Annotated in this window: 13 protein-coding genes; 10 read left to right on the top strand and 3 right to left on the bottom strand. The window is 42.0% G+C overall.

Features of this window, described 5'->3' with window-relative positions; translation table 11 throughout:
- Window positions 1–33 precede the first annotated feature (33 nt).
- Window positions 34–882 carry an AraC family transcriptional regulator gene (locus tag BLV66_RS11860; protein ID WP_086987044.1) on the bottom strand — a complete coding sequence of 283 codons (849 nt, stop codon included), beginning with the start codon at window positions 880–882 and terminating at the stop codon, window positions 34–36.
- Between the two features lie 167 nt (window positions 883–1049).
- On the opposite strand from BLV66_RS11860, the gene BLV66_RS11855 reads away from it, so the two are divergent.
- The 8 genes from BLV66_RS11855 to BLV66_RS11825 all read left to right on the top strand — a co-directional run bounded on the left by BLV66_RS11855 (window position 1050) and on the right by BLV66_RS11825 (window position 12764).
- A complete protein-coding gene (locus BLV66_RS11855; RefSeq protein ID WP_086987045.1) occupies window positions 1050–2534 on the top strand; it encodes an amino acid permease in 1485 nt (494 codons plus the stop codon).
- The gene (gene ebgA, locus BLV66_RS11850) at window positions 2506–5556 is read left to right on the top strand and encodes a beta-galactosidase subunit alpha (protein ID WP_086987046.1); all 3051 of its coding nucleotides are present in this window, start codon (window positions 2506–2508) and stop codon (window positions 5554–5556) included. The genes BLV66_RS11855 and ebgA overlap by 29 nt, the downstream gene beginning before the upstream one ends.
- Before the next feature lie 429 nt (window positions 5557–5985).
- Complete coding sequence (allD, locus tag BLV66_RS11845) at window positions 5986–7053, top strand: ureidoglycolate dehydrogenase (RefSeq protein ID WP_086987047.1); 1068 nt, start codon at window positions 5986–5988, stop codon at window positions 7051–7053.
- A 161-nt stretch (window positions 7054–7214) separates the two neighbouring features.
- Window positions 7215–7862, top strand: coding sequence for a hypothetical protein (locus BLV66_RS11840; protein WP_086987048.1), 648 nt, complete (start codon window positions 7215–7217; stop codon window positions 7860–7862).
- Window positions 7837–8013: a lmo0937 family membrane protein gene (locus BLV66_RS15910; RefSeq protein WP_143033132.1), complete on the top strand. Its 177-nt coding sequence runs from the start codon at window positions 7837–7839 to the stop codon at window positions 8011–8013. Before BLV66_RS11840 ends, BLV66_RS15910 begins: the two co-directional genes overlap by 26 nt.
- Before the next feature lie 722 nt (window positions 8014–8735).
- Window positions 8736–10502, top strand: a complete 1767-nt coding sequence (locus BLV66_RS11835) for an ammonium transporter (protein ID WP_093114565.1) — start codon at window positions 8736–8738, stop codon at window positions 10500–10502.
- Window positions 10503–10791: 289 nt separating this feature from the next.
- Entirely contained in the window at window positions 10792–11415 is a 624-nt protein-coding gene (locus BLV66_RS11830; protein WP_176974253.1) for a hypothetical protein, read from the top strand.
- A 101-nt stretch (window positions 11416–11516) separates the two neighbouring features.
- Entirely contained in the window at window positions 11517–12764 is a 1248-nt protein-coding gene (locus BLV66_RS11825; protein ID WP_086987050.1) for an RtcB family protein, read from the top strand.
- A gap of 110 nt (window positions 12765–12874) precedes the next feature.
- On the opposite strand, the gene BLV66_RS11820 is transcribed toward BLV66_RS11825, so the two are convergent.
- Entirely contained in the window at window positions 12875–13621 is a 747-nt protein-coding gene (locus BLV66_RS11820) for a DUF2087 domain-containing protein (RefSeq protein ID WP_086987051.1), read from the bottom strand.
- 485 nt (window positions 13622–14106) lie between these two features.
- Between BLV66_RS11820 and ftsH the strand changes: the two genes are divergently transcribed.
- Together ftsH and BLV66_RS11805 are read left to right on the top strand one after the other, a co-directional pair.
- On the top strand, window positions 14107–15942 hold the full coding sequence (gene ftsH, locus BLV66_RS11810) for an ATP-dependent zinc metalloprotease FtsH (RefSeq protein WP_086987053.1): 1836 nt from the start codon (window positions 14107–14109) through the stop codon (window positions 15940–15942).
- Between the two features lie 63 nt (window positions 15943–16005).
- Window positions 16006–16884, top strand: coding sequence for a DUF5050 domain-containing protein (locus BLV66_RS11805; RefSeq protein WP_086987054.1), 879 nt, complete (start codon window positions 16006–16008; stop codon window positions 16882–16884).
- Between the two features lie 214 nt (window positions 16885–17098).
- On the opposite strand, the gene BLV66_RS11800 is transcribed toward BLV66_RS11805, so the two are convergent.
- Window positions 17099–17326 (bottom strand): hypothetical protein, encoded by a 228-nt coding sequence (locus tag BLV66_RS11800; protein WP_086987055.1) that lies wholly within the window; start codon window positions 17324–17326, stop codon window positions 17099–17101.
- Window positions 17327–17365: the final 39 nt, after the last annotated feature.

The following is a 17365-nucleotide window of genomic DNA, read 5'->3' as shown; positions in this document are numbered from 1 at the left end:
ATGTGAATGTGAAGTTGGGTGCAGCTCAAAGTATTACGAATAAAATTGGGAACGATATTTGGAAGGGGAAATACCTTTGTAAAGCGAAAATTGTCTCGAAAAATGAGTAGAATAGTTAAACCCAACCAGATAGGCTATCTCTTCGATGGAATAACTAGTTTTTTTGAGTAATTCAGCAGACTTATTTAAGCGATATTGAATCAAATAGGTTTTTGGACTAACGTTTTTAAATTTTTTAAATAATCTAAATAAATACGTTCTTTCAATTTTTACAGTAGCGGCTAAATATTCGATATTAAATTCAGGATTAGCATAATCCTGCTGAATTAAATTAATGGATTTTTCAACGTACCTTGCCGCTTCGCTTAAACTATGAATCATTTCTTCTTGGTATTGAGAAGAAAGCAAATCGATCACTTGGTAAGCCTCGCCTAGAGCAGAATAGGGTTTATTTTCCTCAGAAAAGTCAAAAACATTTTTGAAATGATGATTCATTTGATAGGCATCTGTAAATTTGTAAACATAATTAGAAATAGAATCTTCGGAACCTGAGAGTAACAATCCGCAGTCCTGGAACACTTTTTGACAACCCGATCCTTTAAAACCAATCCAGCGGTAGCTCCAAGGATCTTCAGCTGAAGGGTAATAATTATTCTTTGTATTTGGAGGAATAATAAATCCTTGATTTTCTTTTAAAATAATATGCTCATCATTAATATAAAAATGTCCTTCTCCTTCTAAAATAAAATGAATCAAGTAATAATCGATCGGTTCGTATTGATAAGGTTCTCTTAATTTAACGTCTTCATACCCGCATTCAAAAACAAAAAATTCGTTATTCAGCTTTTCATTGGTTGAGAACGTTCCCACAGCATTAAACATTTCTTCCCTCCGTAAACAACATAATGTCAAACATATGCAACATTCATTGATTCCATAATACCAAACTAAACAGTAATATGAAAGCGTAGTCAAGTAGAGGAGTTAATTAATTTTAACAAATTTAGGATTACTAATTAGCTAAACAAAACGCACAAGGAGGGTTTTTTATGAAGGAAACACGAGACAAGATAACACCGATTTCATTTTTACTAATGACATTCACAGCGGTATTTTCATTCGGAACCATTATTAATGCAAGTGCAAGCATTGGATTGCTAGCCGTTCCAACCTTTTTATTCGCAACAATTTTTTACTTTTTCCCTTTTACATTAATGATTGGGGAATTTGCTTCAGCGAATACCGATTCTGAATCAGGCGTGTACAGTTGGATACGGACATCGCTTGGAGAAAAATGGGCATTTCTGGGTTCGTGGTCATATTTTTTTGTTAACTTGTTTTTCTTTGTCTCTTTACTTCCTCAGACACTCATTTATGCTTCATATACATTTTTAGGATATAACATATTTGGAGGAATAAATGCAACTATCCTTATTTCCGTACTATCTATTATCCTCTTCTGGTTAGCAACATATGTATCAATCAAAGGAGTGTCTTGGATTTCTAAAGTCACAGGCTTATCAGGAATTGCAAGAATACTGATGGGAATAGGTTTTATTATCTTAGCTTTAGGAGTCGTCTTTATCTTTGGCGAAGCACCTGCCCAACAGCTAACTAGTGAATCTGTAACGATGAATATGAACTGGAATTATTTAACAACAGTAGCTTGGATTTTACAAGCGGTTGGTGGAGCTGAGGCAGTTGGAGTGTACGTGAAGGATATCAAAGGTGGGAATAAATCCTTCATGAAGACAATTGTTATGGCAGCTTTATCGATAGGCGTCATCTATGCATTGGGTGCTGTTGCTGTAGGTATGATTTTACCTAGCGAAACTCTGCAAGGAAATTATTCCAACGCTTTATTCGATGCCTTTGCTATATTAGGAAATCATTACGGAATAACAGCTGGAGTTACTCGTACTGTCGGCTTTATTATGCTTCTCAGCTCAGTTGGTTCACTGGTGCTTTGGACTGCAGCCCCAGCTAAAATTTTATTTTCTGAAATTCCAGAAGGTATATTTGGCAAATGGATTTCTAAAACAAATGAAGAAGGCAACCCGATAAACGCACTATTGGCGCAAGCGGGTATTGTCACAGTGTTGATGATTATACCAGCTCTAGGAGTGGGATCCATTGATACATTCTTGAAAACGCTTATTAATATGACGGCAGCAACGTCGTTGATACCGGTCCTCTTCTTATTGTGGGCATATATTACAATGCGTATTAAAAAAGATGACCTACCAAGATCGTTTAAAATGGGAAATCAAAAAACAGGTATCATGGTCGGCATTATGCTTTTAATATTTTTTATATTCGCATTTGCCGTTTCAATCTTACCTTCTCCATATGCATTGATGGCTTACTTCAAGACAGGGTTTATAGCTGAAGGCGCTGCTAACCCAATCTTCACATTACTGTACAATGCTTTAGGAGTCATTATTTTTGTAGGGTTTGCGTATGTTTGTTATATGAATTACGAAAAAAAATTAGGCGGTGCTTTAGATGCGGACACTAAAGAAGTGGGAAAATAATAAAGTAGACAGTATAAATAGAATGGAAGCAAGAGCAGATTATAAAAGTTATGTAGGCAGAAGTGAATATGAAACCAAAACAAAAACAGGAAGATATTATGAAAATTTAAATGGGGAATGGGACTTCTTGTTTTTAGATGCACCAGAATATAGCCCAGGAGATTTTTATAAAACAGCTTGCGATGTTTCTCAGTGGGATAAAATACAAGTTCCTGGAAATTGGCAAAGACAAGGGTATGGAGAGATGCACTACTCAGATTTGTGGTATAACTTCCCCATTATCCCGCCCTATGTTCCAACTGAAAACCCTACAGGTATTTATCGGAAAACATTTGAACTGCATTCTATTCAAGCAGAGCAACAGTATATCTTACGCTTTCAAGGCGTTGATTCCGCTTTTGAAGTTTACTTAAATGACCAATCAATTGGTTACAGTAAAGGCGCTAGAATCCAAAGCGAATTCGACTTAACCGACTATTTAATTGAAGGGGTCAATACGCTGACTGTAAGAGTCTTCCAATGGTCGGATGGCACTTACTTGGAAGATCAGGATATGTGGTGGCTAAGTGGAATATTCCGCGATGTTGACATTACGACTCGGCCAAAAGAAGGGCTATATGATTTTGCGATCCGCACTTATTTTGACCAAAATTTTGAATCAGCTACGCTAACTGTAAATCCGACATTCACTCAGCAATCAAACCAAACGATTACGTATGAATTAATGGATTGTGATGGAAATAGACTTTTTAAAGAAGCCGAAAAGGGCGAAAAAAGTTTCATCAAAACGGTTGAAGAGCCGCAAAAATGGTCGGCTGAACACCCTTATTTATACGAACTGCTAATGACTGTTGAAAAAGACGGACAAGTTATTGAAGTCGTCAATCAAAAAGTCGGATTCAGGCAGATCGAAGTGCAAGGCAACTGTTTCTTGGTTAATGGCGTAGCGATTAAATTAAAAGGGATGAATCGCCATGATTATAGCCCAACCGAAGGAAGAGTAACGTCCAAAGAAAGTATTGAAAATGACATTGTTTTGATGAAACAACATAATATTAACGCTATTCGAACAGCGCATTACCCTAATTCACCCTATTTTTATGATTTATGCGATACATACGGAATGTATGTGATTGATGAAACGGATCTAGAATGTCATGGCTTTGAATTAACCGAGGACTATAAGTGGATTTCTGATAATCCAGAATGGGAAGAAGCGCATGTAAACAGAATTAAACGCACCATCCAAAGAGATAAAAACCATCCGTGTATCATAATGTGGTCACTTGGGAATGAATCGGCATTTGGACATAACTTTAGAAAAATGGCGGAGTACGCTAAAGAAACAGACCCAACCAGATTAGTTCACTATGAAGGGGATTTTGAAGCAGAAGTAAGTGACGTGTACACAACTATGTATACGTGGTTAGAAAGAACAGATGACAAGTTGACGATGGATAAGGTTATTACGAATACAAAAAAACCACATATCCTTTGTGAGTACGCTCATGCAATGGGGAATGGACCAGGAAACTTGAAAGAATACCAAGATATTTTCTATAAATACGATCATATTCAAGGTGGGTTCATCTGGGAGTGGTTCGATCATGGGATAGAAACCGTGACCGAAGATGGTGAAACGTATTACAAATATGGTGGAGATTTTGGAGACGATCCTAACAACGGGAATTTCTGTATTGATGGAATGTTAATGCCGGATCGGACACCATCTACGAGTTTGATAGAATACAAAAAAGTTATTGAGCCAATTGAAACAAAAAGTATAGATAAAGCAGCTGGTTTATATAAATTGACCAACAGACTGGATTTTAATAGCTTAGCGGACTATCAATTAATAATACGCTTTTATGAAGACGACCAGCTGATTGAAGAAAGACAAGCAGATATACCTGAAACGCCGGCAAGAGGAACAGCGATGATAAGAATTAATTATCCAGCAATCGATTTTAAAGCAGGCGCTATGTATACAGTTCATTTTGTATACCAATTAAACGATGAAAAAATGTGGGCGCAACAAGGCTTTGAAGTAACTAGAAGTGTGTTTACTTGGCGCAAAGAAAACCGCCAACCGGCTGTGACCGATAATCAAGCCAGTAAGTTAACAATTGATGAAGATACAGCCTTCGTTACAATAGTGGGCGAACAGTTTAGTGTTCGATTTGATAAAATTAAAGGGAAGCTATTACAAGCATATTATCATAATGAAGAGGTTATCGAAAAAGGGCCTGAAATGAATTTTTGGAGAGCACCAATCGATAACGATATGTATATTTTAGAGGATTATAGAAAAAAATACTTTATGCATTTACCGCATGAGTCTATTCGTAAGGTTGAATGTGAAGTAAATGATGAAGCCTTCGAAATGCGTGTAAATTCATTCTATGGTACGACTAATAGTGCCTGGTATTATGAACTCGACTATAAATATGTAGTAAATAAATTTGGGAAAATCAGTTATTGTATCAATGGTATTGCATCCGGGCGTAAGAAGCTTGCTCCTCCAATGTTGCCTAGACTAGGAGTCTCACTGCGTTTGTCGAAAGACTTTGATGCCGTTTCTTGGAGAGGCTTGGGTCCTTTAGAAAACTATTCTGACTCTCGTCAAGCTGCTTATCCAGGAGTCTTCACAAGCACTGTTGATGAATTGTTTGTTAATTATGTGAAGCCGCAAGAAAATGGGAACCACATGGATTGTGACTGGGTAGGATTTTCGAATAATGATAAAACACTATTAGTAAAAACAGATGAAGAATTTGATTATAGTGTATCCAGATATGAATCTGAAGATCTGGAGAAAGCTAAACATACCATTGATTTAAAAGAACGTGATTATCTAGTCTTAAATATCGACGCTTGTCAAAATGGTTTGGGAAGCAATTCATGTGGACAAGACCAATTAGATAAATATCGTTGTAAGTTTGAAGATTTCTCATTACAATTCAGTATCTTGCTAGAAGAAACAAAAGGGAAAAATATTTCAGAACTTGCACGAAAAAAATAAAGTTATGATATCGCGTTAGTGTTGGGATATAAAATATCTTCTTGGCGTAGGTTTGATAGGATGTCAAATAATTTGAAATGCCGCTGATTCACCATTGGAAATGTAGGGGCTGCCTCAAAACTAGAAGATACGATTCTAGTTTGAGACAGCCCTTTTTGCTGCTCCCGGCCTGAGTGCTGCGCAGGTAGGCGCGTATCCGTTATGCTTCTGATTATGTTATTTTCGGGGCATCGAAATGACCAACCGCTAAAACAACCAAAGGGCGGCAGGTGATTTGTGCGATTTAACCAAATTCAAACCCGCCTATTTTTGGTAACGTTATCATATAGACTGGTAAGGGTTTACGTCGAAACAGGATCAGCTGAGCTGGTCAGTGCTATCGCGTATTTCGATTGGTTATCACTATGGAAAATGAAGGAGGAATCGTTCATGTCGGAAGAAAAATTAATCAAAGTGACTCCGGATGCGTTGCACGCATTGATCCAAAACAAACTCCAGGCAGCCGGGTTGCCGGAGGTCCAAGCAGCCGAAACAGCGAATCACTTGGTGTATGCAGACCTATGCGGTGTGCATTCGCATGGTGCGGTTCGGGTAGAGTACTATTCAGAACGGATCCATAAAGGCGGCATCACTCTGGAACCGGAAATAAGATTTGAAAAAAGCGGTGAGAGCTCTGGCGTTTTCCATGGGGACAACGCCCAAGGGCAGTATGTAGCGAATTTAGCCTTGGAACCAGCCATCAAAATGGCGAAAGAATCCGGCGTGGCGGTAATCGGCGTATCCAAGTGTGGGCATACGGGCACCTTGTCCTACTATTTGCGCAAAATTGCCGAAGCAGGATTAGCCGGCATGGTGATGACGCAGTCGGACCCGATGGCAGTGCCTTTTGGCGGCGCAGAAGTGTACTACGGGACCAATCCGCTCGGCTTCGGCGCGCCAAGTGCGACCGAGACTCCGCTGATATTTGATATGGCGACCACTGTGCAGGCGTGGGGGAAAATCTTGGATGCCCGCTCAAAAGGGCGTGAAATTCCGGCAGATTGGGCTGTCGATGAAGAAGGACAACCCACCACAGATCCGCACGCAGTGAGAGGGTTAATGCCTATCGCCGGCCCTAAAGGTTATGGATTGATGATGATGGTCGACATCTTTTCGGGTGTCCTGATGAATTTGCCTTTCGGGAAACACGTCAGTTCCATGTACCATGACCTGCATGCCGGCCGCAATCTGGGACAACTTTACATTATCCTCGATCCAGCCCGCTTCGGTGATGCCGATACTTTCAGACAGCACATCAGCCAAACGATGGAAGAATTGAACGCCATCAAACCAGCAGCGGGCTTTTCAAGTGTCCGCTACCCCGGTCAAGGATCCAACGAGCGCTATGAGAGAAACAAGTCTCAAGGCGTGGAAATTCCGGAATCGATCATCAATTACCTGAAATCCGATGTGATCCACAACAATAGTTATGAAGGGTTAAGCCCATTCGCTAACTGATTTTTTGCCGTATAGAAAAACAGAAGTCTCATTTAAGAGTCAGTACCTATTTAAAGGTGGGGGCTCTTTTTTTTGCCGACCGAATTATCTTAGGACTTCAAGTGGATGAAGGTGTTATTCATACGCTGAAGTGCAGCGTTTGTGGTAAAATGGGTCTGTAAATGATGACGCTTCCTTTTTGTGCGAATACGATGCAAACGACATTATTGGACGAAAAAAGATATCCAAGTACACAGTGGTTCTATCGGAAGCTCCAGTTGAACTTTGGAGGTATGAGCATTTTTATATCGTGGAATAAGGCAATGCCATGTGCCTCGTCAGTGATCACCTTTCAGAAACATGGTGCAGTCAAATCATTTCATGGTCACTTTATTTCTTTGGATGACACAGAAAAGGGAGCGTTAAAAATGAGAAGAAACAAAGTATTTATGTACATGCTTGTGCTACTCGGCCTCATTTTACTGGGAGGCTGTACCGTAACCGTCGAGAGAGAACCAAAAACAGTTGAAGAAGCGTTGGTAGGGCACTGGGTAAATACTATGGGATCTCCGGATTATTACTTCACTGAAACCGAACTGATCGAAATGGATGATGAGGGTACTAAAATCGAAATGACTTATGTGGTCGTGGAGTCTAATGAAGATGATAACACGATAACCATCCAGACGACTGATTCTAAGGGCGGAGAAGAGGATAAAAAAATTGAATTCTCTGATGATAGAAAAACAATGAAAGAGACTAGCTACATCTTGGGTGTTGAATCTGGCACAGAAGATTTTACCTATGTCGACAGCAAAACAAAACCATAGATTGATAGTAGGCTTTAAGAGCGTAGCGATCATCTTTGTTTTATGGGCACTTGGATTTTTTACTGCTACCGGAGGAGCTTTGATGCACGTTCTTTTGGTCATTGCGCTCATTCTGGTCATAGTTCAGTTGATCAGCTGGAAGAGAGTGTAAGTTCCACCAAATTTTTTTGAGGGAAATATTGGCATGAAGGCATGCTAATTATAAAGACAGACGGAACTAAGAAATAAGAGAATAGAATCGATAAAGCGGAAAGTCCATGACGGGCTTTCCGCTTTTGTGTATTCAGATCATTTGCGATTTCAAAGTGAATAAAGTCGAAAGCTGACGTCAATAAGCAGGAATACTGCCATACGGAAGTCATTTTTTCGGATAAAAATAGAAAAAATGGGCAAAACGACAAAATAGGGAGTCTACTATAATGTCATCCAATCACCATATCCTCACTTTTTCTGAAATTCACCATTTTATTGATAGAACCCACTGGGAAAGCTTATGTTATAGGCTTTTTTGCCTGTTTGCTTTGTCGGGAAATGACAAGCAATGTGAGGTTATTCACACAGTTCTCATATCTTGGCGGAGGGTATGCAACGAAAAGAAAGCACACATTATGTGCACGATTTGTAGTCGGAATCCCTATTTTTAGGGGCATGTAAGCAACGAACCAGCCTATATTTCAGGATGTAATCCTATAGATGCAAGTCGTATATTTTTATTTTGGTTGCGTTATCATGTATTTGCCTATAATACCAACCGCGTGTTACATATAGTCCCATCAGCTGTGAGAATCGAAATGACTATCTGCTTTTTTGGCTATATAATTTGCTCCAGAGTTAAGAACAAATTAGAAATTTCAATCAAAGGAGATCAATTAAATGGATATCAATATGGCGGACACGACTTTCATGTTCCTCGCAACGGTAATGGTCTTGCTGATGACCCCAGCTTTATCTTTATTTTACGGAGGGATGGTCAGAGCAAAAAATGTTCTGAGCACAACCATGCATAGTTATGCAGCTATTGTAGTTGTGGTTATACAATGGATAATTTTAGGTTATTCCTTGTCATTCGGAGGAGACAACGCAATCATCGGTGACTTTTCATTTGCTTTTCTTAAAAATGTTGGTTTCGCCCCTGTCGATTATGCTCCGACAATCCCGCATCAGTTATTCATGATGTTTCAATTGGCATTTGCAATCATCACCCCTGCAATCATTTCCGGAAGCGTTGCGGAAAGAATGAAATTCCCGGCGTACTTGGCATTCGTATTGCTGTGGACTACCTTGGTCTACGACCCAATCGCGCATTGGGTATGGGGAAATGGCGGTTGGATTCGTGAAATGGGTGCCCTCGATTTCGCAGGTGGAACGGTTATTCATGTCAGCGCCGGCATTTCAGCGCTTGTGGCTGCAATTTTTGTCGGAAACAGAACCAATAAAGACTCTGTTCGACCGCATAACATCCCGATGACGATGATTGGTGCCGGCTTGTTGCTGTTCGGCTGGTTCGGCTTCAATGCCGGCAGCGCGCTCAGCATCAACGGCATTGCAATGAATGCCTTCATCACAACGACCGTATCAGGAGCAGCTGCTGGATTCAGCTGGCTTATGTGCGAATGGGTTCTGCACAAGAGACCGACTGCTTTAGGCTTGGTCAGCGGAATCATCGCCGGACTTGGCTCAATAACGCAAAGTGCCGGTTACGTCAGCCCATTCTCGGCTCTGCTTATCGGTTTCGTCGGAGGAATCCTTTGTTTCTTCGCAGTCACTGAATTGAAAAAGAGAATCGGCTATGATGATGCACTTGATGCTTTCGGCTGTCATGGCGTCGGCGGCATTTGGGGCGGAATCTCAGCAGGGATTTTCGCGACATCCTCAATCAATCCGGATATAACAGGCGGATTGGTGGACGGAAATACTGGCTTGCTGATTGCTGAAATCATAAGCATCCTTGCTGTCACTGCTTATTCAGCCATCATTTCCTTTGTCATCCTGAAGCTGATCAGCCTCGTTATGCCGGTAAGAGCATCCGAGGAGGAAGAGGAAGATGGAATGGACTATTCCTTGCATGGAGAAACAGCATATGGTTCTGTCAGTGCTGCAGGTCTTGCTGTTGGGGCTCATGATGCTGTTGCTGTTCCGGCCAGTCCGGCCATTTCCCCGAAAAAGCAGTTCGGTGCAGAAGCAGTCGCTATGGACGAAGCCGTTGTTGTGGAAAACCACGCGACAGCGATGCCGAGCAACAAGGCACATAAGACTGGCAAAATGACCAAAGTGGAAATCCTGATCAATGAAAGCAAATTCGATCATTTGAAAAAAGCTTTGAACGGTATCGGCATCACCGGTATGACGGTCGTGAATGTGTTCGGATACGGCGTGCAAAAAGGCCATACGACTTATTATCGTGGGGTGGAAACAGACGCGGATCTGCTGCCTAAAGTCCGGGTGGAAGTCGTAATCAGCACAGTGCCTCTTCAACAAGTGATTGAAACTGCCAGAAAAGCGTTATATACAGGTAATATCGGCGACGGGAAAATATTTGTCTATGATGTTGAAAATGTTATCCGCGTCAGCACTGGCGAAGAAGGTGCGCAAGCATTGGCGTACAATGGTGATGCAGAGTTACTGCGTGCGACTTCCTGATTGAAGTAAAGTCTTAAGGGCTGTGAAGTTGAAAGTTTTGTCTCAGGTCCATCCAAATTGAAAAGAAGCGCTTGTTAGAGGTTGATTCTAACAAGTGCTTCTTTTTTTGATTTAGGCAAATAGGTGGGCAAATGAAGGATAGCGAATAAATATCGCTCACGTGCGCATTAGCGGTATAATATAAATATATTTTAAGAAGAGATTCCGACTTTCTGCCCATGAACAAGGAGGAGGGAAACGGCTTAAGAACGAGCAAATTTGTATGGACAGAATCCGGGAGGTGGATTTCATGGCTAAGAAGACAGGCTACGATACAAAAGGAATATTATTATTAAAGAAATGGTGGTTTTGGTTGCTTTTCGTTATTGTGGTCGGGATGATGGCGGTATTCGGTGGGGGAAAGGATACGGCGGAAATAAACGCATCCAATACTGGAGCGAAAACCGCAATAGCTAACTTTGAAGAGCTGGCGGCTGCAGAAAGTACTGAACAAGCCGAGGCGGCTGAACGGGTAGAGGCTGCCGTTCAAGCGGCGGAAGCCAAGGCTGATGCCGAAGCTCAGACAGAAGCAGAGGCAAAACTCAAGGATCCCGCAAATTATCGGGCGGATATTACGTATGATCAATTGGCACAGGCAGCCGATACTTATTATTCTGAAATGATAGCTATGTCCGGGCGGGTCATTCAAGTGATGCAGGGCGAGGGTTCTTCGCAATTACTGGTGGCGGTTGACGATAAGGAAGGGGCTGTCATGTTTCTGGGATATGAATCGAATATCATCGAATCCGGAATTTCGGAAAATGCCCTTATCAAATTTTATGGCACTGCGGCTGGGGCGATAAGCTATGATTCCACCATTGGAGAAACCATAACGGTACCAGCTGCCTTCGTGAATATGATGGAGCTGCAATAATTTGTGTTCGAAAAAATGATGCTCGCTAAGGCTTTGCAGAATCAGCCGATGAAACGATTACTCTATTGTTTGTGCAAATTTCGACTTATGGGGGATGAAGTATGTTTACCTTATATGAATCAACTGAACAGAAAGTGCCGATCAAGATTTGGCTTGAGAATATAGGCCAACTGGATAGGATTTGCCTGGAACAAGCAAAAAATCTGGCTAATTTGCCATTTGCTTACCAACACATCGCCCTTATGCCGGACGCTCATGTTGGTTACGGCATGCCCATCGGGGGCATTCTGGCTGCTGAAGGGATGATTGTCCCGAATGCAGTCGGGGCCGATATTGGTTGTGGCATGACTTTTGTGCAAACCAATATTCCCGCGGAAATCCTTATTACAGAAGAGACGTCCGATGGGAAATTAGCGCAAACCATCGTCAACACTATCCTGCGGAGTATTCCGAACGGTTACGAGAAGCATAAACACAAACAAGCAAGTGAAGCTGTCCGAAAGTTTTCTTGGTATCTGGAAGAACAGGGAAAGGTGGGTGCTACCATGGAGCTTGCCTATGTGTTGGATGAGGCCTATTTTCAAGCAGGGACGCTCGGCGGGGGGAATCACTTTATCGAGCTACAAACAGATGAGCAAGGATTGGTGGGGGTGATGATCCATACCGGTTCGCGGAATGTCGGGGATGCTGTCTGTCACTATTTTGATGATAAGGCGAAGCAGCTGAACATACAGCAGCATTCACCCGTTCCTCCAGAGTGGAATTTGGCCTGTCTGCCGACGGACAGTGACATCGGAAAGGAATATATCCGATGGATGGAGTTTGCAATGGCGTTCGCCAAAGAGAACCGGTCGAAAATTATGGAGATTGTCATCGAAATCATTCGTCATCTGGTTGCCGAGTATGCGGGTTTTACCGCGATTGAACTATCTGAACCGATCGACTGTCATCATAATTATGCCTCTTACGAGGAACATGCCGGGAAGATGGTCTGGGTGCATCGGAAAGGGGCCATTCGGGTCAGGAAAGATGAATGGGGAATCATCCCGGGTGCAATGGGGATGAGTTCCTATCTGGTTAAAGGGAAAGGGAATCCAGAGAGCTTTCATTCTTGCTCACACGGGGCCGGCCGCCAGATGAGCAGGACAGAGGCATTGGAAACTTTCGGTATGGATGATACAATCTTCGATCTCGAATCGAGGGGGATTTTTCTGGGGAAGACAAGGAGACGCGACGTAGGGGAAGAAGCCCCGCTTGCCTATAAAGATATCGATTTTGTCATCGCCAATGAACTTGATTTGATTGACCCTATCCGTAAGCTGGAAACACTCGGTGTTGTGAAAGGATAGCCGGTAATCGCAAAATAGTAAAAAATATCCCAAGAAGAGACCGTCTCATTTTTTCGAGACGGCCAATTCCTTTTTATACAATTATGCGGAAACAACTGCATAACTCAACGTTAATCAGTGATAACCCAATACTGTGAGCCATCGTTATTACGATCCATAAATCCATATTCGATAAAATAGCGACGCACCGTCACATAATCATCGTGAGCCGTTTTAATGATGTCATTGACTTCCTTCTCAGAATATTTCTTGTCTGGATCAAAACGCTTCAGAATATGCTGCAGTACGATAATTTTTCTTTTTTCCTTACTTGGGAAAATATCCATTGCCCCATCTAATCCATTTTTGAAATATGTTTGCAGTACTTTTTCCCGTTCGTTTTCTGTAATGCCATAGCGTGAATCCACTATTGTTTCCTCCTTGTGAATAGGACTATCTTTCATGGGTACTCTGCTGTTATCCAGGTTGGCCATCAGAGCAAGAAAAATTTTTGCCTGTCTTTCCTTTTCCTTAAGCTTGAATCGATGTTGACGAATGGTCGAGATACTTCCCGACGAAGAGCGCTCCACTATTTCCTTGTCGGACAGTCCTTGATGAAATAGCTGTAGCATTTCCCTTTGGACGTCAGATAATCCTGTATATTTTTTATCTAATTGAATTAATGTTTCAAAAACAGAGCCATGTGATTGCTGTATGTGTACGAGCATAGCCTTTTCTGCTTCATAAAGCACCTCGCCTATTGGATAGATGATGCCCTGTTGGTAGGTTTGACGACAAAATAAGCAGGCGTAGCTTTTAGCATACTGATCAAATCGATAGCCGTTCTGTAATTCTAGTGTTGTGCTGTTGTCAATCATAAAGTCCCATCCTCCTTCCTTTTGTTTATGTAAACGATTATACGATTCGTTATTCTATTTGTAAACAAAAAATATAAACGTTTATTAAAACGAATTTTTTTCTTTTCCGGAAAAATAAATAAGCGCCAATACGAAAATACCGACTGAATATTCCAAAAAAGGTGTGAGCGAACGGTGCTATTTCCGGTTGCATGAGATGCAGCTGGTCAGTAATTATTTGAAAGACATTCAATACACCTGCAATTATTGCAAGGTTGGCTCCAATTTTAGGTTTCTTGATTATCAGCAGCGTTGCTGCAATTTCACTGATCACAATCACAAGAAAAAGCAGTAACCAAAACAGAGATACGTCATTCTGAGGTCTGGTCACGCCTATAAGATGTAAAGTTGGAATTCAAAAGCTGCCTAATTTTTGTAATATCCTATTTTTCTGGGATAATAAGGATGACGGAAAGTTCTTTTTTAAGAAGGGGAGGAATAAGCTGATGGAATCTAAAATGCCCCCGAAGGTCAATAAACAATGGCTGAATTTTGCTGTGACAACTGCAATTTTTCTGATTGTGCTGAATTTTTTCATTTTCCCCGGTCTGGATGAAAACGCGGTAACGGAAGTGGACTACAAGGCATTTGTTACAATGCTGGAGGAAGGCGATGTCGAGTCAGTATTGGTAGAGGAAAACCGGATAGAATTCACGGCGCTGGACGATGAAGGGGTAGAGAGCATCTTCATTACCGGCAGAATGGAGGACCCTCAGCTCACTGACCGGTTGCTGTTGGCTGATGTAAAGTTTGAGAAAGAGATTATCGAAGAAAGTTCTCCTCTGGTTAATTTTTTCCTGATCTGGATTCTGCCCATGGCGTTACTGTATGCGTTCTGGGGATTTATGATGCGCAGGCTGCAGGGAAGAGTCGGAGGGCTCGGCGGCAGCGAAATGAAATTCGGCAAAAGCAACGTCATGATTTATGCTGCATCTGAAACAGGAAAAACATTTGCGGACGTAGCCGGCCAGGACGAAGCGAAAGAAGCGCTTTTGGAAGTGATTGATTTTCTGCACAATCCCCAAAAATACCGGGAAATCGGGGCGAAGATGCCAAAAGGAATTCTGCTTGTTGGCCCTCCGGGGACCGGCAAAACGCTGCTCGCGAAAGCTGTCGCGGGAGAAGCAGGGGTTCCCTTCTTCTCTATTTCGGGATCAGAATTCATGGAGATGTTCGTCGGTGTTGGTGCAGCCAGGGTGCGGGATCTGTTCAATCAAGCGCAGGCAAAAGCCCCCTGCATCGTCTTCATCGATGAAATCGATACAATCGGTAAGAGCCGTAATCTGTCAGGGATAACCGGAAATGATGAGCGGGACCAGACGCTCAACCAGCTATTAAACGAAATGGACGGTTTTTCCTCGGAAAAAGGCGTGGTGATTCTGGCAGCAACGAACAAACCGGAAGTCCTGGACAAAGCGCTTTTGCGACCTGGACGGTTTGACCGGCGCATTCCGCTTGAGTTGCCGGATATTGCTGGGAGGCAAGCGATTCTGGAGGTTCATGCAAAATCGGTCAAAATGGATCGAGATATCAATCTGAAGGAAATCGCCCGGGACACACCCGGCAGCTCCGGAGCCGATCTTGCCAATCTGATCAATGAAGGCGCTCTCCATGCGATTAAAGAAGGACGCAGCAAGATCAATCAATCCGATCTGGAGTATGCGTTGGAAATCATATTGGCCGGATACCAGCGGAAAAATGCGATCCTCTCGAAAGAAGATAAATTGGCGATAGCGTACCATGAAATCGGCCATGCGATTGTTGCCGCAAAACAGACCGATTCCGCACCAGTCAATAAAATCAGCATCATCCCAAGGACATCTGGAGTCCTCGGCTATACGATGCAATCGGAAGAGACAGACCAAGTGTTGATGAGCCGGGAGAAATTCCTGAACAAAATCATCACTTACATGGGCGGACGTTCTGCAGAGGAAGTCATTTTGAATACGATAACGTCCGGGGCGGAAAATGATATAGAGGCCGCAACGGCTATTGCAAGAGCGATGGTCACGCGATACGGCATGAGTGAAAAATTCGACATGATGGCCTTGGAAACAATCAATAATCCTTATCTGGGAACGGATGTAACCTCGCTCGTATCGAATGAAACCTCTGCGAAAATTGATGATGAGGTTTTGCGCATCATCAAATTCGCCCATGAAAAAGCTAAGGAAATCATCAAGGAAAACTTACCGAAAATGCATGAACTTGCAAACTATCTGGTCGAAAAAGAAACTATGACCGGTGAGGAATTCATGGGAATGCTGATGAAAGAAGTGTGATCAATTTAGGTTTGGATCGGGGGCGCGCATGGTTGTGAGTTGGAGCAGAGAAGGGAAACATTCATGAAAAAAAATATAGGGTTACTCATGATGATCATTTTGGGCGTGGCACTGCTGACTGGCTGTGGCTCATCAGAAACCGCGTCCATAGGTATGGTCAAACAGAGCGGGGACTGGATATACTATACAGACAATAAAGAAGAAGCCCTATATAAAATGAAAACTGACTGGACCGGAAAGGCCAAGGTTGCTGACAATTTTGCTAGCGGCTATATGGTAATTCAGGGGGACACCATCTATTACTCAGATATGGATGGCGGTATCAGCAAGGTTCAAACAGATGGAACAGGGAAGGCTAATATTGTAGGTATGGGAAAAGAAAGTATATTCGGTTTCGAAGTGTCGGGAGACTGGATCTACTACAGCACTAAACCGGGAAGTATTTATAAGATAAAAACGGTTGGCACCGAAAAGACTAAGATAGCGGACATCGGCTCCTTTAAAGGAGATATGAAGGTTTCAGGTGAAATGATATATTATGCTGCCGGAATAAGTTTATTCAAAATGAAGACTGACGGTACTGAGGTTATTAAACTTTTAGAAAACGTAGTTATGCTTGCAGTCAAAGGCGACTGGATCTATTACGGTGAGGAAACAGATAAGGGAGAATATGAGAACATAAAAAGGATGAAAACATATGGTACCGAGCAATCAAAACTTGTGAAGGGTACTTTTACGGCTATAGACGAGGATTCTTTCTATTATAGTAAAGATGACTGGCTCTATAGGGCAAATCTGGATGGGACTGCTGCAGAAAAAATGAATCAAGTAAAAATGTGGAGTATCTTAGGCATTTACGGTGATTACATTTACTACGGCGAATATTCAGGGGCTGCTTACAGGGTAAACCTGGACGGCAGCAACAAGAAGCAATTCGAATAGATATTCAGCGGCTATATTCTGTTATTGCTGATAATTTCACAGCAATGACTCAAAAGGGTAAAGAAGATTGATTGAGCGGAAAGCCTATAATCACAGGTTTTCCGCTTTTCTCATTTTGTTGGCTCAGTTGCATTAAAAAAAAGACTTCCGAAGAAGTCTTTCCGTGGGTTCGTCATAAAAGAAAAAGGTTCATTAATATGAATTGGTTCAGCTATTATTTTTTTGATTTCATATATGCATCTACTGCCGATAGGATGATCCCGACTGCAAGCAAACTGTAGCTGATCGATCTATTTTCGCCAAATACAATTCCCGCCACTACCAATCCAAAAGCAATGAAAGCCAGCACACTGAGTCGTTTAGGTTTTGAATTTTTAATACTGATAAAGACAAGAGCTAAAAACAGAATAACTCCTACCACGTATATTTGTGAAGTTGTCATGCATATGACTCCCATTCTTATAACTCGTTATTTCCAGAC

Source organism: Trichococcus collinsii, from assembly GCF_900107505.1.
Taxonomy (GTDB): domain Bacteria; phylum Bacillota; class Bacilli; order Lactobacillales; family Aerococcaceae; genus Trichococcus; species Trichococcus collinsii.
The sequence above is the reverse complement of the archived record's forward strand: the minus strand, read 5'-3'. Positions and strand labels throughout refer to the sequence as shown.